Here is a 19,460-nt window from a genome sequence, read left to right as displayed (position 1 = left end):
GCCTTCCCCCCACACGTGAGCAACAGATCGAGAATAGTGCGGGGGCGAGGCGGGGTGACCTGGGCGAACTCTACGGTTCCGTAACAGGCGGACCCACCTGGTCGAGCACCGTGGACAGGCGTTCCAGTGCCCGCACCGCCTCCGCCAGTTCCGCCTCCCCGAACTCCTCCGCCAGCCGGTCGGCGAAGGCCGCGTGCCCGGGGTCGATCCGGGCGATCGCCGCACGCCCCTCCTCGGTCGGTGCGAGGAGCTTGGCGCGGCGGTGCGCGGGGTTCGGCCGGTACTCGGCGAGGCCGCGTTCCACCAGCAGGTCGGCGATGCGCTGCACGCTCTGCCGGGTGATGCCCATGGCGCGGGCGATGCCGGAGACGGGCAGCGGCTCGCCGAGGACCGCGCCGAGCACCTGCCACCAGGCGGCGGTGAGCCCGGCGGGCCGGGCCAGTTCCTCCGCGACGGCGAGGAACTGGCCGTTGAGCCTGAACACCCCGAGGGCGCTGCGGCTGAGCAGGTCCTGACGCTCCCGGCTCACAGCGCGCCGGCCTTCTCCAGCACCGCGTACGCCGCCGCGTCGGAGTCGTGGAACAGCCGGTACCAGGCGTCGAGCACTTCCCCTTCGTAGACCCCGAGCAGCCGGAGGATCTCCCGGGCGAAGGCGACGGGCTCGGTCGGGCCCGCGGTGACCAGGGCTCCGTCGGTGACCGCGTCGGTCTCGACGTAGCGCTCGCCGCCCGCGTAGCCGGTCGCGGCCAGGTAGAAGGAGACCGCGCTGGTGTGGTCACGGTCGTCGAGCAGGCCCTCCCGGGCCAGTCCGGCGGTGGCCCCGCAGATCGCGGCGACCGGTACGCCCGCCGCCAGGAAGGCCCGGGCCTTGCGGGCGAAGGGCGCGAGGTCGTCGCTCGTGTCCCAGAGGTCGGCGCCCGGGAGGATCAGCAGCGCGCTGTCCTCGGGCCGTACGTCGTCCAGGGCCGCGTCGGGCTGGATGCGCAGTCCGCCGGTGCTGGTGACCGGGGCCGTGGACGGGCCGACCGTGCGGATCGTGTGGCCGGCGCGGGCGAGGTGGGCCGTGGCGTGGCCGGTCTCCCAGTCGGCGAGGGTGTCGTAGACGGCGAGATGGACGGGCTTGCCGGTCATGGCTCCTCCTGGAGATCCGAGCATGACAACATACTGTCGATTGGACAGCATGTTGTCAATATCCGATGGGAAGGTCCCCCGTGTGACACCTCCGCGTCGACAACCTGTCGCGGAAACCCCCAGACCTCACACACGACGCCGATTTCCCGCCCGCGCGCCGCGTGCCTACGCTCGCCCGCATGACCCCTCAGCCGAACCCCGAAGCCGGTGCCGCCGTCAAGGCCGCCGACCGTGACCATGTGTTCCACTCCTGGTCCGCCCAGGAGCTCATCGACCCGCTCGCCGTCGCCGGCGCGGAGGGGTCGCACTTCTGGGACTACGACGGCCGCCGCTACCTCGACTTCTCCAGTGGGCTCGTCTACACGAACATCGGCTACCAGCACCCCAAGGTCGTCGCCGCGATCCAGGAGCAGGCGGCGAGGATGACGACCTTCGCGCCCGCGTTCGCGATAGAGGCGCGGTCGGAGGCGGCACGGCTGATCGCCGAGCGGACCCCCGGCGACCTGGACAAGATCTTCTTCACCAACGGCGGCGCCGACGCCGTCGAGCACGCCATCCGCATGGCCCGCCTGCACACCGGACGTCCCAAGGTGCTCTCGGCGTACCGCTCGTACCACGGCGGCACGCAGCAGGCCGTGAACATCACCGGCGACCCGCGCCGCTGGGCCTCCGACAGCGGCTCCGCCGGGGTCGCGCGCTTCTGGGCGCCCTACCTCTACCGCTCCCGCTTCTACGCCGAGACCGAGGAGCAGGAGTGCGCGCGGGCGCTGGAGCACCTGGAGACGACGATCGCCTTCGAGGGGCCCTCGACCGTCGCGGCGATCATCCTGGAGACGATCCCGGGCACGGCCGGGATCATGGTCCCGCCGCCCGGCTACCTCGCCGGCGTGCGCGAGATCTGCGACAAGTACGGGATCGTCTTCGTCCTGGACGAGGTCATGGCCGGGTTCGGACGGACCGGCGAGTGGTTCGCGGCCGACCTGTTCGACGTCACGCCCGACCTGCTGACCTTCGCGAAGGGCGTGAACAGCGGCTATGTGCCGCTGGGCGGCGTCGCGATCTCCGGTGCCATCGCGGAGACGTTCGGGAAGCGGCCGTACCCCGGCGGTCTGACCTACTCCGGGCACCCGCTGGCGTGCGCCGCCGCCGTCGCGACGATCAACGTCATGGCGGAGGAGGGCGTCGTCGAGAACGCGGCCCGGCTGGGCGCGTCCGTCGTCGGGCCGGAGCTGCGCGCGCTCGCCGAGCGGCACCCGAGCGTCGGCGAGGTGCGCGGAACCGGCATGTTCTGGGCGCTGGAGCTGGTGCGGAACCGGGAGACGCGCGAGCCGCTGGTGCCGTACAACGCGGCCGGGGAGGCGAACGCGCCGATGGCCGCCTTCGCCGCCGCCGCGAAGGGCGGCGGGCTGTGGCCGTTCGTGAACATGAACCGGACGCATGTGGTGCCGCCCTGCAACATCAGTGAGGCCGAGCTGAAGGAAGGCCTCGCGGTCCTGGACACGGCGCTGTCGGTGGCGGACGAGTACACGGCGTAGACAGCGGAGTAAACAGCAGAGTAAACAGCTGTAAACCCGTCAGTAGCCGACAACCTCGCGCCTCATTCGAACGCGTAAGGTGGCGTGCTCGTAGACATACATATACGTGCACGCCACCCGAACGCGACGAGGGAGACGCCCTGACCATGCCCGGCAGCACCGGCAACGGCGCCGTGACGCGCAGCACCCTGCGCCAGCAGATCGCGGACGCTCTTCGTGACGAGGTGCTGGCCGGACGGCTCCAGCCGGGGCAGGAGTTCACGGTCAAGGAGATCGCCGAGCAGTACGGGGTGTCCGCGACGCCGGTTCGCGAGGCCCTGGTCGACCTCTCCGCCCAGGGGCTCCTCGACGCCGACCAGCACCGCGGCTTCCGGGTCCACGAGTACTCGGCCGAGGACTTCCGCGGCATGATCGAGGCCCGTGACCTGGTCATCGAGGGGATGTTCCACGCCCTCACCTCCGGGCAGCGGGCCTCCCTCCAGCCCGACGATCCCCGGGTCGCCGCCGTGCTCGCCGGGGTCCGGCGGCGCGGCGAGGAGGCCCAGCGAGCCGCCGCGGCCGGTGACCTCACCGTCCTCATCGGCTACGACCTGCGCTACTGGCGCGAGCTCGCCGCCCTCTTCGGCAACCCGTATCTGGGCGACTTCCTGCACCGGCTGCGCGTCCAGACCTGGGTGGGCGCGGTGCAGCATCTGCGCCGGCTCCCGGATCTGCGCGGCGAACTGTGGGCCGGCCACACCGCGCTGGTCGACGCCCTGGCCGCCCAGGACACCGTCACCGCCCGGTCGATCATCGCCGGCTACAACGCGCACTCACTCGCCCTGATCGAGCGCCTTGCGACTCCAGACAGGCCCTGACGGCCTGCGTCGCATCTGTCCGTATGGGTATGGGACATGCACGACAGGAGCCTCTGTCGTGCCGCACCGATACCCTTCCCTGACCACCGTGCTACCCGGCGCCACCCGACCGCTGAGCTGAGCGAGGAGCCTTCTTTGGCCTGTGACCTGTGGCTGGTACCGCTTGTCGACGTCTTGTGCCACACGCCGGACAACCCGTTCGCCGAGGAACTCGCGCAATACAACAAGGTGCTCACCGAGGCCGGGTTGCCACCGGTACCGGTGTACCAGTACATGCCGGGCCTGTCCGGCGAGGTCGCCCCGGTCGCGGGCTTCGACTACGACGCGCTGCACTTCCTGCGCCGCGCCTATCTGCTCCAGGTGTGCGGCCTGCCGGTGACGCCCGTGGACGAACTCGGCGGCGACTACGAGCAGTTGCTGGAGATGTTCGAGTCGACGGCCCAGCAGTCGCACCTCGTCTGGCACTACGACCACGCGGGCGCGTACGTCCCCGTCGACTTCCCCAGCCCGCTCGCCGACGACGATCTGCTCGCGGGCGGCGGCCCGCTGGGCTCCTCGCACGCCCTGCTGCGTGAGCTGGAGACGGTCGCCCCGGCCCTCGGCATCGACCCGGCCAACCCCCCGGCGGCGCCCCAAGCACCGCTGGCCCCCACGGAGCTGGAGGAACCCGCCGTCCCCGCCCCCTACGACCCCAGCCCGTTCGCCCGCGAACGACACGTCTGGCTGGGGCTGCACGCGGCGGTCACGCGGAGTCTGGCACAGGGGTCGATGATCGTCTTCAGCTGAGGTCAGCGCGGAGCAGGTTCTGCGCCCGCCCACGGGCCCGAAGCAGGCCGCCTCCGGCTTGAGCTTCGCCATGGCCTCCCGCATGATCTGCGGCATCTTGCCACCCCGGACGGCCTCGTTGCCCTTGTCCGTGTCGAGCGTCGCCTTGAGCAGGCAGCAAAACGTCCCGGTGACCACGAGGGTCACCGGGACGCAGGGCGTATGCCGCTCGGTTCGGTTACAGGAACGAGTTGATCTCGATCGTCTCGTCCCGGCCCGGGCCCACGCCGATCGCGGAGATCGGGGCGCCGGACATCTCCTCCAGCGCCTTGACGTAGGCCTGGGCGTTCTTCGGCAGGTCGGAGAAGGACTTGGCCTTGCTGATGTCCTCGCTCCAGCCCGGCAGCATCTCGTAGACCGGCTTCGCGTGGTGGAAGTCGGTCTGGGAGTACGGGAGCTCCTCGACGCGCTTCCCGTCGATCTCGTACGCCACGCAGACCGGGATCTGCTCCCAGCCGGTGAGGACGTCGAGCTTGGTGAGGAAGAAGTCGGTCAGGCCGTTGACGCGGGTGGCGTACCGGGCGATGACGGCATCGAACCAGCCGCAGCGCCGGTCACGCCCCGTCGTCACACCCCGCTCGCCGCCGATGCGGCGCAGCGCCTCGCCGTCCTCGTCGAAGAGCTCCGTCGGGAACGGGCCCGCGCCGACACGGGTCGTGTAGGCCTTGAGGATGCCGATGACGCGGCTGATCTTCGTCGGACCCACGCCGGCGCCGGTGCAGGCGCCGCCCGCGGTCGGGTTCGAGGAGGTGACGAAGGGGTACGTGCCGTGGTCGATGTCGAGGAGCGTGCCCTGGCCGCCCTCGAAGAGGACCACCTTGTCCTCCTCCAGGGCCTGGTTCAGGACCAGGACCGTGTCGGCGACGTACGGGCGGAGCTTCTCGGCGTAGGCCAGCAGCTCCTCGACCACCTGGTCCACGGCGATCGCGCGCCGGTTGTAGAGCTTGGTGAGGACCTGGTTCTTGATGTCGAGGGCCGCCTCGACCTTCTGCGTGAGGATCGACTCGTCGTAGAGGTCCTGCACACGGATGCCGACGCGGTTGATCTTGTCGGCGTAGGTCGGGCCGATGCCGCGCCCGGTCGTGCCGATCTTGCGCTTTCCGAGGAAGCGCTCCGTCACCTTGTCGACCGTGACGTTGTACGGCGTGATGATGTGCGCGTTACCGCTGAGGAGGAGCTTGGAGGTGTCGACACCACGCTCGTTCAGACCGCTCAGCTCGGAGAGCAGGACCGACGGGTCGACGACGACACCGTTACCGATGACCGGCGTGCAGCCGGGAGACAGGATTCCGGAAGGGAGGAGGTGCAGTGCATACTTCTGGTCACCCACGACCACCGTGTGGCCGGCGTTGTTGCCGCCCTGGTAGCGCACTACATAGTCCACAGATCCACCGAGCAGGTCGGTGGCCTTTCCCTTGCCTTCGTCACCCCACTGAGCACCGAGCAGCACAAGTGCGGGCACGCGCGTACACCCCTTCCGGGCGGGGCATGTCCATGGTCGAGGGCGAACGCGGCGGTGTACCACCGCGTGCACCGCGACCACCGTTGGCCGCCAACCGTCGGACCGGATGCCCCGGAATAGACGAAGCCCCTGGCGCAATAGCGCAAGGGGCTCTTGCACAAAGATGCTACCCGAGGAAGCGAGGCATGGCCGAGGTGGCGACTTCCGCGACGTCCGAGCAGCTGCTGGTGGTCATCGACCACGTCGCCCGTCGGTCGGACGGCGAGTCCGTCCGGATCGCGAAAGACGTGCTCAGCGCGGGTGCCGCCATGAAGGTGTGCCTGCCGGAGGGGCCGGACGAGTTCGCCCGGGCGCTGGCCCGGCGGGGCTCCCGGCGCCCGGTGGTGGTGGGCGACGACCGGGCCCTGATCCGCGCGGTGTCGCTGCTGCACCGGCATCGGGAGCTGGCGGGGTGCGCCCTGTCGGTGGTGCCGGTCGGGGGCGCGATGTCCCTCGCGCGTTCGCTGGGGGTGCCGACGGGGACGGTGGCCGCGGCGCGGGCGGTGCTCGACGGGGTCGAGCGGCGGATGGACCTGATGGTCGACGACAGCGACGGGGTGGTGCTCGGCGCGTTGCGCATACCGCCCCTGTCGCCCTTCCCGGCGGCCGAGGAGCCCCAGGACGAGGATCCGGAGGCGGCGACGGGCCGCCCGTGGCTGCGGACCTGCCAGTCCCTGGTACGGACCCTGGTGCCGGCCGGCCGCCCGTCCCGGCTCGCCACCGCGCCGGAGCCCGGGCCGTCCCGGCTGCGCGTCGAGGTGGACGGGGAGACCCTCGTCGACCTGAACCAGCCGGTCGAGGCGGTGTCGGTGGCACCGGGCCCCGCGGGGATCGCGTCGGTGGAGGTCCGACCGGTGTCGGTGGGCGCCGAGGCCTCCCCCCTGCTCGCACAGGGCCGCACGGTGACCGTCTCGGGAGCCCATTTCCGCTACCGGGCGGACACGGCGGTGTCCGGACCGGTACGGACCCGGACGTGGAGGGTGCGGGAGGGGGCTTGGGGGCTGACGGTGCCGGCGGAGGGCTGATCCCGCCCCGCAGAGCGGCGGCCGCGGCCAGGTCACTCCGGCCCGAACGTCTTCTCCCGGTGCACCCGCCAGCGCTCCATCATCGCCTCGACCTCGCCCTGCAGGAACTCGAAGAAGGCGAGCGTCTCGGAGAGGCGGCGGCCGGCCGGGGTGGTGGCGCCGAGGCTGATGACGCCGTCGCGCAGGGCTCCTTCCCAGCGCTTGAGGACGGCCTCGCGGTTGGTCAGGGCCTCGTACCACTGGTCGCCGCGCACCCGGTAGCGCTCCCGGCGTGAACCCGGCTCCCGTTCGCGCGAGACCATGTGCGTCTGGGCCAGGTAGCGCACCGCCCCGGACACCGCCGCGGGGCTGATCCGCAGCTGCTCTCCCAGTTCGGCGGAGGTCATCGAGCCCTCGTCGGAGGCGAGCAGCGCGGTGAAGACCCGGGCGGGCATCCGCGGCATGCCGGCCTCGACGAGCTGCGCCGCGAAGGACTCCACGAACCTCGACACGGCCTCCGCGTCCCGGCCGCTCCCGGCTGATTCCGTCATGCGGTTCATCCTATCCGCGATTCATACGGTTCCTTAACTTCACAAATTTCTGAAGAAAGCGTACCTTCTGAAGCATGACGAAGGCCATCACCGTCTCCGGACTGCACAAGTCCTTCGGACGGACGCACGCACTCGACGGGCTCGATCTGGAGGTCGCCTCCGGCGAGGTCCACGGCTTCCTCGGCCCCAACGGCGCCGGCAAGTCCACCACCATCCGTGTCCTGCTGGGCCTGCTGCGCGCCGACTCGGGCGCCGCGCAGGTGCTCGGCCGCGACCCGTGGACGGACGCGGTCGAGGCGCACCGCCGTATCGCCTACGTCCCGGGCGACGTGACGCTGTGGCGCAACCTCTCCGGCGGCGAGGTCATCGACCTCTACGGCCGGCTGCGCGGAGGGCTCGATCCCCGGCGCCGGGCAGAACTGATCGAGCGCTTCGAACTCGACCCCACCAAGAAGGGCCGTACGTACTCCAAGGGCAACCGGCAGAAGGTCGCCCTGGTCGCCGCGTTCGCCTCGGACGTCGACCTGCTGATCCTGGACGAGCCGACCTCGGGCCTGGATCCGCTGATGGAGGAGGTCTTCCAGCGGTGCGTCGCCGAGGAGCGCGACCGGGGGCGCACCATCCTGCTCTCCTCCCACATCCTCAGCGAGGTCGAGGAGCTGTGCGACCGGGTGAGCATCATCCGCAAGGGCCGTACGGTCGAGAGCGGATCGCTCGCCGACCTGCGGCATCTGACCCGCACCAGCGTCCTCGCCGAACTCGCGGGCCCGCCCGACGGACTGGCGGACCTGCCCGGCGTCCACGACCTCGACGTGCGGGGGCGCCGCGTCCGGCTCCAGGTCGAGTCCGACCAACTGGACGCCGTACTGCGATCGCTGAGCGAGTCGGGTGTGCGGTCGCTGACGTCGACGCCGCCGACGCTGGAGGAGCTGTTCCTGCGGCACTACCAGAACGAGGCGGACGAGACGGCAGAGGCGGCGGCCCGATGACGACCTTCGCGGTGCGGCCCGGCAGCTCACGCCAACTGGCCGGGACGGGCACGCTGTTGCGGTTCGCGCTGCGCCGCGACCGGCTGATGATCCCGGTGTGGATCGGGGTCAACGCCCTGATGGTCCTCTCCATGCCGAACACGCTGGAGGGCCTGTACGGCACCCCGGCCGAACGCGCCGACCTGATCCGGCAGATGGCCACCAACTCCTCGCTGCGCGCGATGATCGGCCCGGTCTTCGACGACTCGATCGGTGCCCTGACGGCCTGGCGGGTCGGCGTCTACGCGGGCGCCCTGGCCGCCGTGATGAGCCTGCTGGTCGTCGTACGGCACACCCGGGACGAGGAGGAGAGCGGCCGTCAGGAACTGGTGGCGTCCGGGATGGTGGGCCGCCGGGCCTCCCTGACGTCGGCCCTGCTGGCCGCGGCGGTCGCGAACGCGGTCCTGGCGCTGCTGGTGACGGCCGGACTCGCCGGGCACGGTGCGGCCGGGGCGCTGGCCCTCGGACTCGGGATCGCCGGAACCGGGATGGTCTTCGCCACGATGGCGGCGATCGTCGCCCAGCTGACGGAGAGCGCGCGGCTGGCCCGTGGTCTGACGGCGGCGGTGCTGGGCGCCGCGTTCGTCCTGCGCGCGGCGGGCGACTCGGCGAGCAACGACGGCTCATCGGTACTGACGTGGCTGTCACCGCTGGGCTGGCTGGAGAACCTGCGGCCGTACGCGGACGAACGCTGGTGGGTGCCGGCGCTGCTCGCCGGGGCGGTTCTGCTCCAGGGCGCGGTGGCCTACGGGCTGGCCGGCCGCCGGGACATCGGCATGAGCTTTCTGCCCACCCGGCCCGGGCCGGCGACCGGCCGCCTGGGCAGCGCGGGCGCACTGGCCTGGCGGTTGCAGCGGGGCGGTGTGCTGGGCTGGAGCATCGGCTTCCTCCTCGCCGGGGTCGTCTACGGCGGCATGACCGAGGGCGCGGCCGACCTGGTCGGCGACAACGAGAACGCCCGGCGGATCTTCGAGCGGATGGGCGGCCGGTCCGGCCTGACGGACGCGTTCCTGGCATCGATGGTCGGCATGCTCGGCCTGGTCGCGGCCCTGTACATCGTGGCGTCGGTGCTGCGCCTGCACGGCGAGGAGACGTCGGGCCGGGCGGAACCGGTCCTGGCGAACGCGGTCGGGCGCCTCCGCTGGGCCGCCGGCCATCTGGTGATCGCCTTCGGCGGTTCGGCGCTCCTCATGCTGCTGGCCGGCCTGGGCTTCGCCCTCGGCTACGGCAAGGACATCGGCCCGATCCTGGGGGCGTGCCTGGTGCAGCTCCCGGCGATCTGGGTGATCGGCGGCCTCGCGGTCCTGCTGACCGGCGTACTGCCCCGGGCGGCAGCGGCGGCCTGGGGCGTCGCCGGGGCGGTCCTGCTGATCGGCTGGGTCGGACCCGCGCTGGACGCACCGCAGGCGGTGCTGGACCTGTCCCCCTTCGGTCATCTGCCCAAGCTGCCGGGAGGATCCATGGAGTGGGGGCCGGTGCTGAGCCTGCTGGGGCTGGCCGTGGTGCTCGTGGCCGCCGGCCTGGCGGGGTTGCGGCGCCGGGACATGACGGCCTGAGCGGCGGCGGGAACTGCGAAGCGGCCCGCGTACGTCCATGCCGGGCATGGGACAACGTACGCAGGCCGCGGCGGGATGTCTGACCGCGGCCGTCGGCGCGGGCGCGGGACTCGCGGTGTGGGCCGTCGGCGTCCGGGAGCGCCTCTGGCGGTTCGAGGCGGCCCCGGACTGGAGCGTGCTCTACGCCGAACTGCCGCTGGCGATCCTCGGCGGGGTCGCCGCCGCCCTGACGGCCTGGGCCCTGCTCCGGCGTCTCAGACCGCGACGCTGAGCCCCTCGAGACCCCGGATCACGAAGTTCGGCTTCCGCTGCGGCTCCTCGGCGAGGCGGAGTGCCGGGGCCTTCTCCAGGAGGGCCGTCATGGAGGCCGCCAGCTCGATCCGTGCCAGGGGCGCGCCGATGCAGTAGTGGATGCCCGCGCTGAAGGAGATGTGGGGGTTGTCCGTGCGGGTCAGGTCGAGGTGGGTCGGGTCGGAGAAGACCGCCGGGTCGTGGTTGGCGGAGCCGAAGAGCATGGCGATCTCCGCGCCGCGCGGGATCGTCGTGCCGGCGATCTCGATGTCGTCCAGGACCCAGCGTTCGAAGAGCTGCAGCGGGGTGTCGTAGCGCATCAGTTCTTCGACGGCGGAGGGGACGAGGCTGTGGTCCGCGCGCAGGGCCGCCAGTTGGGCCTCGTCGCGGAACAGGGTGTACCAGCCGTTGACCGTGGAGTTCACCGTGGCCTCGTGGCCGGCGTTCAGGAGGAGGACCGCCGTCGAGATCATCTCCTGCTCGGTGAGGCGGTCGCCCTCGTCGTGTGCCTCGATGAGGCCCGAGATGAGATCGTCGCCCGGTTCCTTGCGGCGGGCGGCGATCAGTTCGCGCAGGTAGTCGGAGAACTCGGCCGACGCCCTGACCGCCTTCGCCGCCGTCTCCTCGGACGGGTTCAGCTCGTACATCCCGCAGATGTCCGCCGACCAGGGGCGCAGCGGGGCCCGGTCGGACTCCGGGATGCCGAGCATCTCGGCGATCACGGCGACGGGGAGGGGTTCGGCCACGTCCTTGAGCAGATCCCCTCCGCCGGCCGCCACCAGCGCCGACACCAGGTCGTCCGCCAGGCCCCGCACATACGGCTTCAGCCGCTCCACCGTGCGCGGTGTGAACGCCTTCGACACCAGGCGCCGGATCCGGGTGTGGTCCGGCGGCTCCAGGTCGAGCATCCCGTGGTCGTTGAGCGTGTGGAACGGCTCGTGCTCCGGCGGCGGCGCGGTGCGGCCGAACTCCTCGTGCGTGAAGCGGTGCTGGTACGTCCGGCCGAGGCGCCGGTCGCGCAGCAGGGCCGAGACATCCGCGTGGTGCGGGACGAGCCACTGGTTCGTCGGCTCGAAGTAGTGCACGCGGCCCCTGGCCCGCAGCTCGGCGTAGGCGGGGTACGGGTCGGCGAGGAACGCCGGGTCCCACGGATCGAACGCGAGGTCGAAAGCAGCTGCCATGGACGGACGCTAGCCCGGATCCCCGTCTCCGACCAGGGGTGTTCGGGCAGGGCAGGCGGATGAACCGGCGATTTCATGATCGTTAAGCTGGTCCTGCCGCCTGAGCGGCACCAGCCTTTCGTAAGGAAAAAACTTCATGACACAGCAGCGAGCCAAGCTCCGCACCCGCGTCCCCGCACGTCTGGCCGCCTCGGCCGTGCTGGCCCTGTCGCTGACCGCCGGCGCGGTCGCGACCAGCGCCCCGGCCGCCACCGCCGCCGAGATGCCGTGCAAGCCGAAGGTCTACTACTACGTCTACAAGAGCAGTGGCGTGAACTTCCGCACGGGCGCCGGCACCGGCTACGCGTCCAAGGGCATCCTCCACAAGAACGACTGGGGCAAGAAGCTCGCCACCAAGGGCTCCTGGATCAAGCTGAAGCTCGGCCAGAAGTCCAAGAGCGGCATCGCCAAGGGCACCACCGGCTGGGTCTCCAAGTCGTACGTGAGCGACTGCACGCCGATGCAGCTGGACTGATCCGGTCTGTCGCCCCCGGGGCCCGAGGGCCGCGGGGCGACGCCCCCCGGCTAGCCGGGCGTCACCAGCCGTGCCTCGTACGCGAACACCGCCGCCTGGGTGCGGTCCCTGAGGCCCAGCTTCACCAGGATCCGGCTGACATGCGTCTTGATCGTCGACTCGGCGACCACCAGCCGCTCGGCGATCTCCGCGTTCGACAGGCCCTGCGCGATCAGGACCAGCACCTCCGTCTCCCGCTCGGTGAGGTCCCCGTACGCCGCCTGCGCGGAGGGCATGAGGCGCGGGGTCTCGGAGAGCTTGGAGAACTCGGTGATCAGACGCCTGGTCACCGAGGGGGCCAGGAGGGCCTCCCCGGTGGACACGATCCGCACCCCGTCGGCGAGCTGGCGGGCCGAGGCGTCCTTGAGGAGGAAGCCGGAGGCTCCCGCGCGCAGCGCCTGGTACACGTACTCGTCGAGGTCGAAGGTGGTGAGCACCAGCACCTTCGCCGCGCCGTCGGCGGCGACGATCTCGCGGGTCGCCTCGATGCCGTTCAGCTCGGGCATGCGGATGTCCATCAGCACGACGTCCGGGGCGAGTTCGCGGACCTTCGCGACGGCCTCCCGGCCGTTCACCGCCTCGCCGACGACCTCGATGTCCGGCATCGCGTTCAGCAGGACCGAGAAGCCCTCGCGCACCATCATCTGGTCGTCCGCGATCAGTACGCGAATGGTCATGCGTCACCCTCGTCCGGCAGGGCGACCGGAAGGAACACCGCCACCTCGTAGCCTCCGTCGTCCGTGCGGCCCGCCGTCATCTCGCCGTTCAGCATCGACACCCGCTCCCGCATGCCGGTGACGCCGTGCCCGGCGCCGGGCGAGGGTTTGATCAGGCTCGGGTTCGGCGGCGGGCCGTTGACTATACGCAGACCCAGCCCGCCGAGGACATAGCCGATCTCGACGCGGGCGGTCGCGCCCGGCGCGTGCCGCAGGGAGTTGCTCAGCGCCTCCTGCACGATGCGGTACGCCGACAGCTCCACGCCCTGCGGCAGTTCGCGGACCGCGCCGGTCACCACCTTGTCGACGCTCAGCCCGGCATCCCGCACATTGGCCAGCAGCCCGTCCAGCTCGGCGAGCGTGGGCTGCGGGGCGTCCGGGACCTCGTAGTCCTCGGCGCGGACGACGCCCAGGACCCGGCGCAGTTCGGTCAGGGCCGCCACCGCGTTCTCCCGGATCGTGGCGAAGGCCTTCTCCAGCTCCGGCGGCGGGTTCTCCACCCGGTAGGGCGCGGCCTCCGCCTGGATGGCGACCACCGACATGTGGTGGGCGACGACGTCGTGCAGCTCACGGGCGATCGTCGTGCGCTCCTCCAGCAGGGTGCGGCGGGACCGCTCGTGCGCGGTGACCGTCTGCTGGGCGGTGACCTCCTGCACGGCGTCCCGGCGGATGTGCCGGACGGTGACACAGAGCAGGATCAGCGCCGAGATGATCAGCATGGGGCCGGAGTTGCTGCCGTACATGTCCCGCGGGCCGATACCGGTGTCCGCGATGATCGCGTACAGCGCCGTCAGCACCCACATCCACCCGGCCGTGCGCGGCCTGGTGCGCATCGCCACCACCGTCAGCACGGTCAGATGGCAGACGAAGCTGCCGGCCGCCCACGGCCATTCGAACCAGCGGCTGCCGACCACGGCCACGAGCGGGGTGGAGACCATGGACGCCCAGAACGCCCCCACCGGCCGCACCATGGTCAGCAGCACCGGAACCGCGCAGAACAGACCCATCAGCACGGCGGGTCCGCCGGAGTCGACGGTGGCGAAAGCCACGGTGATCAGGGCCGCCGCGACGATCAGGGCATGCGGCGTCCAGGCCGCGTACTCCCGCAGGCGGCCCGGCAGCCGCCGGGCGAACCGCCCGTCCGTGCGCCGGCCCGGCAGCGGCCGGTAGGCGAAGGCGTCATGGATCAGGTCCTGCCGCAGCCCGCGCAGGGAGTCCACCGCCACCCGGTACTCCGGGCTGCGCTGCTTGGCCCCGGACCCCGGCGGCGTGGTCTGCAGGTGAGTCGTCTCGGTCACGTACAGAAAGGTAAGCGCACCCCCGGGTCCCGGTCGTCCCCAGTGAGAGGGGTTCCCCGGGGTCCCTCTCAGGTACTACGGGGACCCGGGGGTGGAGCCTCAGTACCCCGACGGCCGCACCAGCCCCGACTCGTACGCGAACACCGCCGCCTGCGTCCGGTCCCTGAGGCCCAGCTTCACCAGGATCCGGCCCACGTGGGTCTTCACCGTCTGCTCGGCGACGAAGAGGTGCCGGGCGATCTCCCCGTTCGACAGGCCCTGCGCGATCAGGGCGAGCACCTCCGTCTCCCGCTCGGTCAGATCGCCGATGCGTTCCTTGAGCGGGGCCCGGGGCCGGTCGTCCAGCCGGGAGAACTCGGCGATCAGCTTGCGGGTGATGACCGGGGCGAGCAACGCCTCCCCGGCCGCCACCACCCGGACCGCCTCGGCGAGCTGCTCCGACGACGCGTCCTTCAGCAGGAACCCGGAGGCCCCGGCGCGCAGCGCGTCGTACACGTACTCGTCGAGGTCGAAGGTGGTGAGCACCAGCACCTTGATGTCCGGGTGCGCGGCCGTGATCAGCTCGGTGGCCTCGATACCGCCGACCCCGGGCATGCGGATGTCCATGAGGACGACGTCCGGGGCGGTCTCGGCGGCCTTCGCGACGGCCTCCCGGCCCTCCTTCGCCTCGCCGACGACCTCTATGTCGGGCTGGATGCCGAGCAGCACGGTGAAGCCCTGCCGGACCATCGCCTGGTCGTCGACGATGAGTACCCGGATGGGATCGCCGGTGCCGCCGCTCGTCATGGGGTTCCTGCCTCGGGGTCGGGGAAGTGGTAGGTGATCCGGTCGGTGCCCGGCGCGTCGGCGGGCGGGGTGTCCGGGAGGAACGCGGTGACCTTGAAGCCGTCCCAATGCCACGGGTGCGCGGTCATGGTGCCGCCGAGCATGGCGACGCGCTCCCGCATGCCGAGCAGTCCGTGCCCCGCTCCCGTCGAGGGCGACGCGGGCCCCGTCGGCCGGGAGTTGACTATCTCCACCTCCAGCCCGTCCGACTGGTACGTGAGACGGACCTTGGCGCTCGCGCCGGGCGCGTGCCGCAGGACGTTGCTCAGGGCCTCCTGCACGATCCGGTACGCCGAGAGCTCCACGCCGGGCGGCAGCGGACGCCGCTCGCCGTTGATCTCGGTGGTGACCTCGCGGCCGACGGCCCGGGTGTTCTCCACCAGCGCGTCGAGCCGGTCGAGGGTGGGCTGCGGTGCGTGGGCGGCGGTGTCGCCGCCCGGGCCGAGGAGCGCCTCCCCCGGCCCGGGGTGCTCCGAGCGCAGCACGCCCAGCACCCGGCGCAGCTCGGTCAGCGCCTCCAGGGCGTTCTGCCGGATGCCCGCGAGGTTCTCCTTGAGCTCGTCGGGCGGGTTCTCGACGAGATGCGGGGCGACCTGCGCCTGGATGGAGATGACCGACATGTGGTGCGCCACCACGTCGTGCAGCTCCCGCGCGATACGGCTGCGCTCCTCCAGCAGGGTGCGCCGGGTGCGCTCCTCGGCGGTGAGCGTGGTCTGCTCGACGAGTTCCGCGCGGGCCTCGCGGCGGCCGCGCAGGGCGGTGCCGACGACCACGACGACGGCGGACAGCGGGACCGCGATCGCGCCGGTGGCGTCGTAGCGCACACCGGCCGACCACCAGCCCTGGAGGACGGAGGTGAGCACCACCGTCACGGCCAGCGCCTCCACCGCCGCGCGGGTGCGCACACGCAGCGCGAGCAGCAGCAGCACGAACAGGTGGGAGATGATCCCGGCCGCCGTCCAGGGCCAGGTGTAGGTGTCGCCGTCGGAGCCCAGCCGGCTGTGCAGCACGGCGGCCCCCAGCACCCAGCTCACCGTGGACAGCCACCACCCCGGGACCGGCCGCCACATCCCGAGGATCATGGCACCGGCCTGCCCGCCCGCGACCAGGAACGCCCCTCCGGGGCTCAGGTGTCCGTTGTCCACCATGTCGCCCATGGCCCCGACCAGGACGCCGAAGGCGGCCAGGCACACCAGGCCGTGCGGCAGCCAGCGCAGCCAGGTGGAGGGCGGCAGCGGGTCGAGCCGGGCCGTCCACAGGTCCTCGCGCAGCACCCGCAGCCAGCCCCTGACGCGCGCTCGCAGCGCGCGGCCCACCCCCGTGTCCGTCACGCGGCCCAGCCTAGACATGGCGGGCCTTCGCCGCTGTCCCCCGGCCGGACGGACGGTGCGCCCGCACCACCCGCGACCGGCGGCCCCGTCGGCCACGCCGGGCGCCCCGCCCGCCGTCCTGCTCGCAGAACCGGAAGGCGGCCCAGCAGACCGCGAGGGCCAGGACGAACACGGGAAGCCACAGGAGCCGGGCCCCGACCCAGTCGAGCCCGTCGGGCCGCGTGTGCAGCCCGGGGAGCCGGCCCGCGAGGAGGCCGGTGGCCGTCGTGGCCATCAGGGCCGTCTGGTGCCACAGGAAGATGGTCATCGCGGAGAGGTTGACGAGCGCCACCGCCGCCCAGGCCACGGGCCGGCGCATCGCGTGCCGCAGCCGCTCGCGCAGCAGCAGGGCGAGACCGCACTGGGCCAGGCCGAAGGTGACGACGGCCAGCGTCGGCGGGTCCAGGTTGGACATGCCCTCGCCCGGGACGCCGACCATCGACGCCGGGTAGCCCGCCCACACGACGAGCGCGGCGGTCGCCGCCGTACCGCAGCCGAGCAGGACCCAGCCCGCGCGGCGGCCCTCCAGCTCGCCCCGGGCCCAGGCCGCGCCGAGGGTGTAGGGCACCATCCAGCCCGCCGCCACGTTCACCCAGCCCAGCCAGGAGGGGCCGCCCAGGCCGAACCGCAGAAGGTCCACATGCAGTACGACGGCCAGCGGCCACAGCGGGTTGAGCCGGGTCAGCAACGGGGTCGCCGCCGTCAGCACGGCGAACACCACGAGGAACCACAAGGGGGACAGGGCCAGTTTCACCAGCGTGCGGACCGTCCCGAACTCGGTGCCCGACAGCAGCAGGGCGAGCGCGGCGACCGTCCACAGGCTGAGGACGGCCGCGACCGGCTTGAACAGCCGGGTCAGACGGCCCGTGAGCCAGCGGTGGTACGGGACGCCCCGGGCGCGGGCCGAGGCATAGCCGCGCGTGGCGACATGGCCGCCGACCAGGAAGAACACGGCGAGGGTCTGGAACAGCCAGGAGACGGGCGTCAGCCAGGGCATGTCCCTGAGCGGGCTCGCCGTGCGCAGGGCGCGGCCGTCGGAGACCAGGGCGGTGACCAGCCAGTGGCCGAGGACGACGCCCAGCACCGCGGCGGCGCGCAGGGCGTCCACGGCCCGGTCCCGGTCGGCCGGGGTGGCCCTGCCGACGCGGTCGGCGCCACGGAGCACCGCGTGCCGGATACCTCGTACGCCGATGTCAGTCATGGGTCACCGCCTCGGTCTCGCCCAGGACGATCCGGGTCAGGTTGGTCAGGGAGGCCGAGCCGGGCCTGAAGTAGTCGCTGTGGCCGCCGTCGCCGGCCGCGAAGACCCGGGCGCCGAAGGCCGGGGAGACGGGGTCGGTGCCGAAGCCGACGGTGGTGCCGAACAGGTCCGCGTCGAGGTGCGGGACGTTCTCCACCCAGTCGTCACCGCCGCGGGCCGCCCAGACGCGGGCGCGGGTGTGCAGGGCGGCGGCGGAGTCCGCGCCGGTACCGGGGCTGCCGACGAGCGCGAGGTCGTCGGCGGCGAGCCCGGCGGCGGCCCGCCCGCAGACGACCGAGCCGTACGAGTGGCACAGCAGCGAGAGGCGCGGTCCGTCGCCCGCTATGGCGCGCAGGTCGGAGACCAGGGCGCGCAGCCGCGGGGCCGCCTGCTCCGCCCTGCCGGTCGTCGTGACCGTCGTGCTGACCGTGCCCGGCGTCTCGTAGCCCAGCCAGGCCACCACCGCGGTGCGCGTGCCCGCCGGGGCCTGCCGGACGAGCTGCCCGTACAGCGCGGCGGCGGCCGCGTGGAACCGGCCGTAGGTGTCCAGGCTCGTGTCGGAGCCGGGGACCAGGACGGCTATCCGGTCGGCCCGGCCGAGGTCGCCCAGGACCTCCGTGACCCGGCCGGAGCCGCGGCCGTCGAAGGCGAGGAGGTGCCGGGCCGGGGCGGCCAGGGAACGGTCCGTCGCGGCCCGGGCCCGGTCGTGATGGCCCGCGGCCATGCGGGCCGCTTCGGCGGCGTTGGCGCGGTTGGCCGCGTACGCCTCGTCCAGCGTCGACGGGCTGAGCGGAGCGAGAGAGGCGGGTGCGGGCGCGGGGATCTCCGGCCGGCCCGCCGCGGAGAGAGGGAGGACCACCGCACCGGTGACGAGGGCGGCGAGCGCGGCTCTGCGCCATCGGCCGGTGCGGCGCCGCACGCCGTCACCGTCACCGTCGCCGCCATCTCCCTCACCACGGCGGTACCTCGATGCGAGCCCCATGGTCGTTCCCCCTCCAGCGCACCCGGCCATCGGGTCTGCACGGAAGGGAAGTTACGGAGCCGGACTCGTCGTCCGCGTCCCACCGGGGAACTCACCTGTGGAGTGGCTCTCAAGTACTACGGGTATGACCAGGGTCCGCCCCTCACCAGGCCAACTGCTCGATCTCCTCGGCCACCACGGCACACGCGTCCGCCGCCGGGTCGATGAGCGGGAAGTGCCCCACGTCCTCCAGCAGCGTCACCCCCACCATCTCCCCGGCCTTCGCCGCCGCCTCCGCGTACGACTCGGCGACCATCTGCGGCACATCGAGGTCAGCGCGCCCCTGGACGAGGGTGGTGGCGATGCCGGTGGGCAGCAGCAGCGCCGGGTCCGCGTACGGCTGCCGCTCGGCGAAGTGCTCGTCCCCGCCGAGGAGTTGGCGTACGGCACCCCCGCACACGTCCAGCTTGTCGGCGACGGCGAAGTCCGCGATCGGCGCGAGGGCGACCACACCGCGCAGGGCCGCGGGGCCACCGGTGCGCCAGGGCGAACCGGCCGGCAGGACGTGCCGGGCCGCGCCCCACAGCGCGAGGTGCCCGCCCGCCGAGTGGCCGGTGAGGACCGTACGGCGCGGATCGGCCTGCGGCAGCAGTTCCCGTACCAGCGCCGGGAGGGCGTCCAGCGCGGCGGCCACGTCGTCGAAGGTGTCGGGCCAGCGGCCCGCGAGGGAGTCCTCGTCACCACCGCACCGGTACTCGGCACTGGCCACGGCGAATCCGCGGCGGGCGAGGAAGTCCGCGAACGGGCTGATGTGACGCCGGTCGTACGGCGCCCGCCAGGCACCGCCGTGCAGCACGAGGACGACCGGGGCGGGCCCGCCCGGGCCGGCCTCCCCGCGCGGGGCGTAGAAGTCGATCACCTGGTCGGGGTGGTCGCCGTAGGCGGCGGTGGCGTCGGGACCGACGGGCTCGTGGGAGAACGCCGACTTCTCCTCGGCAGCGGCCCGTGCTGCTGCGACGTCGTCCGTCATGCTCCAA

General features: G+C 72.3%; 20 protein-coding genes. 8 read left to right on the top strand and 12 right to left on the bottom strand.

The window, feature by feature from the left end; all coding sequences use genetic code 11:
• Nucleotides 1-70: 70 nt before the first annotated feature.
• The gene (locus tag OHU35_RS23080; protein WP_189725735.1) at nucleotides 71-529 is read right to left on the bottom strand and encodes a MarR family winged helix-turn-helix transcriptional regulator; all 459 of its coding nucleotides are present in this window, start codon (nucleotides 527-529) and stop codon (nucleotides 71-73) included.
• Nucleotides 526-1,131 (bottom strand): type 1 glutamine amidotransferase family protein, encoded by a 606-nt coding sequence (locus OHU35_RS23075; RefSeq protein ID WP_189725734.1) that lies wholly within the window; start codon nucleotides 1,129-1,131, stop codon nucleotides 526-528. The genes OHU35_RS23080 and OHU35_RS23075 overlap by 4 nt, the downstream gene beginning before the upstream one ends.
• A 179-nt stretch (nucleotides 1,132-1,310) precedes the next feature.
• Between OHU35_RS23075 and OHU35_RS23070 the strand changes: the two genes are divergently transcribed.
• The 3 genes from OHU35_RS23070 (at nucleotide 1,311) to OHU35_RS23060 (ending at nucleotide 4,309) form a co-directional block, all read left to right on the top strand.
• Nucleotides 1,311-2,666, top strand: a complete 1,356-nt coding sequence (locus OHU35_RS23070) for an aspartate aminotransferase family protein (protein WP_189725733.1) — start codon at nucleotides 1,311-1,313, stop codon at nucleotides 2,664-2,666.
• Between the two features lie 146 nt (nucleotides 2,667-2,812).
• The gene (locus tag OHU35_RS23065) at nucleotides 2,813-3,523 is read left to right on the top strand and encodes a GntR family transcriptional regulator (RefSeq protein ID WP_189725732.1); all 711 of its coding nucleotides are present in this window, start codon (nucleotides 2,813-2,815) and stop codon (nucleotides 3,521-3,523) included.
• A 135-nt stretch (nucleotides 3,524-3,658) separates the two neighbouring features.
• Nucleotides 3,659-4,309 (top strand): hypothetical protein, encoded by a 651-nt coding sequence (locus OHU35_RS23060; RefSeq protein WP_189725731.1) that lies wholly within the window; start codon nucleotides 3,659-3,661, stop codon nucleotides 4,307-4,309.
• A 217-nt stretch (nucleotides 4,310-4,526) separates the two neighbouring features.
• On the opposite strand, the gene OHU35_RS23055 is transcribed toward OHU35_RS23060, so the two are convergent.
• A complete protein-coding gene (locus OHU35_RS23055; RefSeq protein WP_189725730.1) occupies nucleotides 4,527-5,810 on the bottom strand; it encodes an adenylosuccinate synthase in 1,284 nt (427 codons plus the stop codon).
• Nucleotides 5,811-5,995: 185 nt separating this feature from the next.
• Between OHU35_RS23055 and OHU35_RS23050 the strand changes: the two genes are divergently transcribed.
• Complete coding sequence (locus tag OHU35_RS23050; protein ID WP_189725729.1) at nucleotides 5,996-6,874, top strand: diacylglycerol kinase family protein; 879 nt, start codon at nucleotides 5,996-5,998, stop codon at nucleotides 6,872-6,874.
• 32 nt (nucleotides 6,875-6,906) lie between these two features.
• Here the strand turns inward: OHU35_RS23050 and OHU35_RS23045 are convergent, their stop codons facing one another.
• Nucleotides 6,907-7,404 (bottom strand): GbsR/MarR family transcriptional regulator, encoded by a 498-nt coding sequence (locus OHU35_RS23045; protein ID WP_405506652.1) that lies wholly within the window; start codon nucleotides 7,402-7,404, stop codon nucleotides 6,907-6,909.
• 74 nt (nucleotides 7,405-7,478) lie between these two features.
• On the opposite strand from OHU35_RS23045, the gene OHU35_RS23040 reads away from it, so the two are divergent.
• The 3 genes from OHU35_RS23040 to OHU35_RS23030 are packed head-to-tail and all read left to right on the top strand — an operon-like array spanning nucleotide 7,479 to nucleotide 10,259.
• Nucleotides 7,479-8,393, top strand: a complete 915-nt coding sequence (locus tag OHU35_RS23040; protein ID WP_189725727.1) for an ABC transporter ATP-binding protein — start codon at nucleotides 7,479-7,481, stop codon at nucleotides 8,391-8,393.
• The gene (locus OHU35_RS23035; protein WP_359890670.1) at nucleotides 8,390-9,988 is read left to right on the top strand and encodes an ABC transporter permease; all 1,599 of its coding nucleotides are present in this window, start codon (nucleotides 8,390-8,392) and stop codon (nucleotides 9,986-9,988) included. Before OHU35_RS23040 ends, OHU35_RS23035 begins: the two co-directional genes overlap by 4 nt.
• Nucleotides 9,989-10,034: 46 nt before the next feature.
• The gene (locus OHU35_RS23030; protein ID WP_229873076.1) at nucleotides 10,035-10,259 is read left to right on the top strand and encodes a hypothetical protein; all 225 of its coding nucleotides are present in this window, start codon (nucleotides 10,035-10,037) and stop codon (nucleotides 10,257-10,259) included.
• Here the strand turns inward: OHU35_RS23030 and OHU35_RS23025 are convergent.
• A complete protein-coding gene (locus OHU35_RS23025) occupies nucleotides 10,243-11,460 on the bottom strand; it encodes a cytochrome P450 (RefSeq protein WP_405506649.1) in 1,218 nt (405 codons plus the stop codon). The two genes, OHU35_RS23030 and OHU35_RS23025, sit on opposite strands and share 17 nt — an antisense overlap.
• A 136-nt stretch (nucleotides 11,461-11,596) precedes the next feature.
• Between OHU35_RS23025 and OHU35_RS23020 the strand changes: the two genes are divergently transcribed.
• Nucleotides 11,597-11,974, top strand: a complete 378-nt coding sequence (locus OHU35_RS23020; protein WP_359890676.1) for an SH3 domain-containing protein — start codon at nucleotides 11,597-11,599, stop codon at nucleotides 11,972-11,974.
• Nucleotides 11,975-12,024: 50 nt separating this feature from the next.
• On the opposite strand, the gene OHU35_RS23015 is transcribed toward OHU35_RS23020, so the two are convergent.
• From OHU35_RS23015 to OHU35_RS22985, 7 genes are all read right to left on the bottom strand, one after another.
• Complete coding sequence (locus tag OHU35_RS23015; RefSeq protein WP_189725722.1) at nucleotides 12,025-12,690, bottom strand: response regulator transcription factor; 666 nt, start codon at nucleotides 12,688-12,690, stop codon at nucleotides 12,025-12,027.
• Nucleotides 12,687-14,027 (bottom strand): sensor histidine kinase, encoded by a 1,341-nt coding sequence (locus OHU35_RS23010; protein WP_405506647.1) that lies wholly within the window; start codon nucleotides 14,025-14,027, stop codon nucleotides 12,687-12,689. Before OHU35_RS23010 ends, OHU35_RS23015 begins: the two co-directional genes overlap by 4 nt.
• Before the next feature lie 99 nt (nucleotides 14,028-14,126).
• Nucleotides 14,127-14,813, bottom strand: coding sequence for a response regulator transcription factor (locus OHU35_RS23005; protein WP_189725720.1), 687 nt, complete (start codon nucleotides 14,811-14,813; stop codon nucleotides 14,127-14,129).
• Nucleotides 14,810-16,201 (bottom strand): sensor histidine kinase, encoded by a 1,392-nt coding sequence (locus tag OHU35_RS23000; RefSeq protein ID WP_405506645.1) that lies wholly within the window; start codon nucleotides 16,199-16,201, stop codon nucleotides 14,810-14,812. Before OHU35_RS23000 ends, OHU35_RS23005 begins: the two co-directional genes overlap by 4 nt.
• Complete coding sequence (locus OHU35_RS22995; RefSeq protein ID WP_405506642.1) at nucleotides 16,194-17,423, bottom strand: acyltransferase; 1,230 nt, start codon at nucleotides 17,421-17,423, stop codon at nucleotides 16,194-16,196. Before OHU35_RS22995 ends, OHU35_RS23000 begins: the two co-directional genes overlap by 8 nt.
• Nucleotides 17,416-18,444 (bottom strand): alpha/beta hydrolase, encoded by a 1,029-nt coding sequence (locus OHU35_RS22990; RefSeq protein ID WP_233878650.1) that lies wholly within the window; start codon nucleotides 18,442-18,444, stop codon nucleotides 17,416-17,418. Before OHU35_RS22990 ends, OHU35_RS22995 begins: the two co-directional genes overlap by 8 nt.
• 142 nt (nucleotides 18,445-18,586) lie before the next feature.
• Entirely contained in the window at nucleotides 18,587-19,453 is an 867-nt protein-coding gene (locus OHU35_RS22985; protein ID WP_189725716.1) for an alpha/beta hydrolase, read from the bottom strand.
• Between the last annotated feature and the right edge of the window lie 7 nt (nucleotides 19,454-19,460).

Source organism: Streptomyces purpurascens (genome assembly GCF_045040895.1).
Taxonomy (GTDB): Bacteria; Actinomycetota; Actinomycetes; order Streptomycetales; family Streptomycetaceae; genus Streptomyces; species Streptomyces purpurascens.
This window is presented reverse-complemented; position numbering and strand designations above follow the sequence as displayed.

What these genes read in the sequence shown, in the direction of transcription:
- OHU35_RS23075 (WP_189725734.1), bottom strand. Translation starts at nt 1,131, where the DNA reads ATGACCGGCAAGCCCGTCCATCTCGCCGTCTACGACACCCTCGCCGAC.
- OHU35_RS23070 (WP_189725733.1), top strand. Translation starts at nt 1,311, where the DNA reads ATGACCCCTCAGCCGAACCCCGAAGCCGGTGCCGCCGTCAAGGCCGCC.
- OHU35_RS23065 (WP_189725732.1), top strand. Translation starts at nt 2,813, where the DNA reads ATGCCCGGCAGCACCGGCAACGGCGCCGTGACGCGCAGCACCCTGCGC.
- OHU35_RS23050 (WP_189725729.1), top strand. Translation starts at nt 5,996, where the DNA reads ATGGCCGAGGTGGCGACTTCCGCGACGTCCGAGCAGCTGCTGGTGGTC.
- OHU35_RS23045 (WP_405506652.1), bottom strand. Translation starts at nt 7,404, where the DNA reads ATGACGGAATCAGCCGGGAGCGGCCGGGACGCGGAGGCCGTGTCGAGG.
- OHU35_RS23040 (WP_189725727.1), top strand. Translation starts at nt 7,479, where the DNA reads ATGACGAAGGCCATCACCGTCTCCGGACTGCACAAGTCCTTCGGACGG.
- OHU35_RS23035 (WP_359890670.1), top strand. Translation starts at nt 8,390, where the DNA reads ATGACGACCTTCGCGGTGCGGCCCGGCAGCTCACGCCAACTGGCCGGG.
- OHU35_RS23030 (WP_229873076.1), top strand. Translation starts at nt 10,035, where the DNA reads ATGGGACAACGTACGCAGGCCGCGGCGGGATGTCTGACCGCGGCCGTC.
- OHU35_RS23025 (WP_405506649.1), bottom strand. Translation starts at nt 11,460, where the DNA reads ATGGCAGCTGCTTTCGACCTCGCGTTCGATCCGTGGGACCCGGCGTTC.
- OHU35_RS23020 (WP_359890676.1), top strand. Translation starts at nt 11,597, where the DNA reads ATGACACAGCAGCGAGCCAAGCTCCGCACCCGCGTCCCCGCACGTCTG.
- OHU35_RS23015 (WP_189725722.1), bottom strand. Translation starts at nt 12,690, where the DNA reads ATGACCATTCGCGTACTGATCGCGGACGACCAGATGATGGTGCGCGAG.
- OHU35_RS23005 (WP_189725720.1), bottom strand. Translation starts at nt 14,813, where the DNA reads ATGACGAGCGGCGGCACCGGCGATCCCATCCGGGTACTCATCGTCGAC.
- OHU35_RS23000 (WP_405506645.1), bottom strand. Translation starts at nt 16,201, where the DNA reads ATGTCTAGGCTGGGCCGCGTGACGGACACGGGGGTGGGCCGCGCGCTG.
- OHU35_RS22995 (WP_405506642.1), bottom strand. Translation starts at nt 17,423, where the DNA reads ATGACTGACATCGGCGTACGAGGTATCCGGCACGCGGTGCTCCGTGGC.
- OHU35_RS22990 (WP_233878650.1), bottom strand. Translation starts at nt 18,444, where the DNA reads ATGGGGCTCGCATCGAGGTACCGCCGTGGTGAGGGAGATGGCGGCGAC.
- OHU35_RS22985 (WP_189725716.1), bottom strand. Translation starts at nt 19,453, where the DNA reads ATGACGGACGACGTCGCAGCAGCACGGGCCGCTGCCGAGGAGAAGTCG.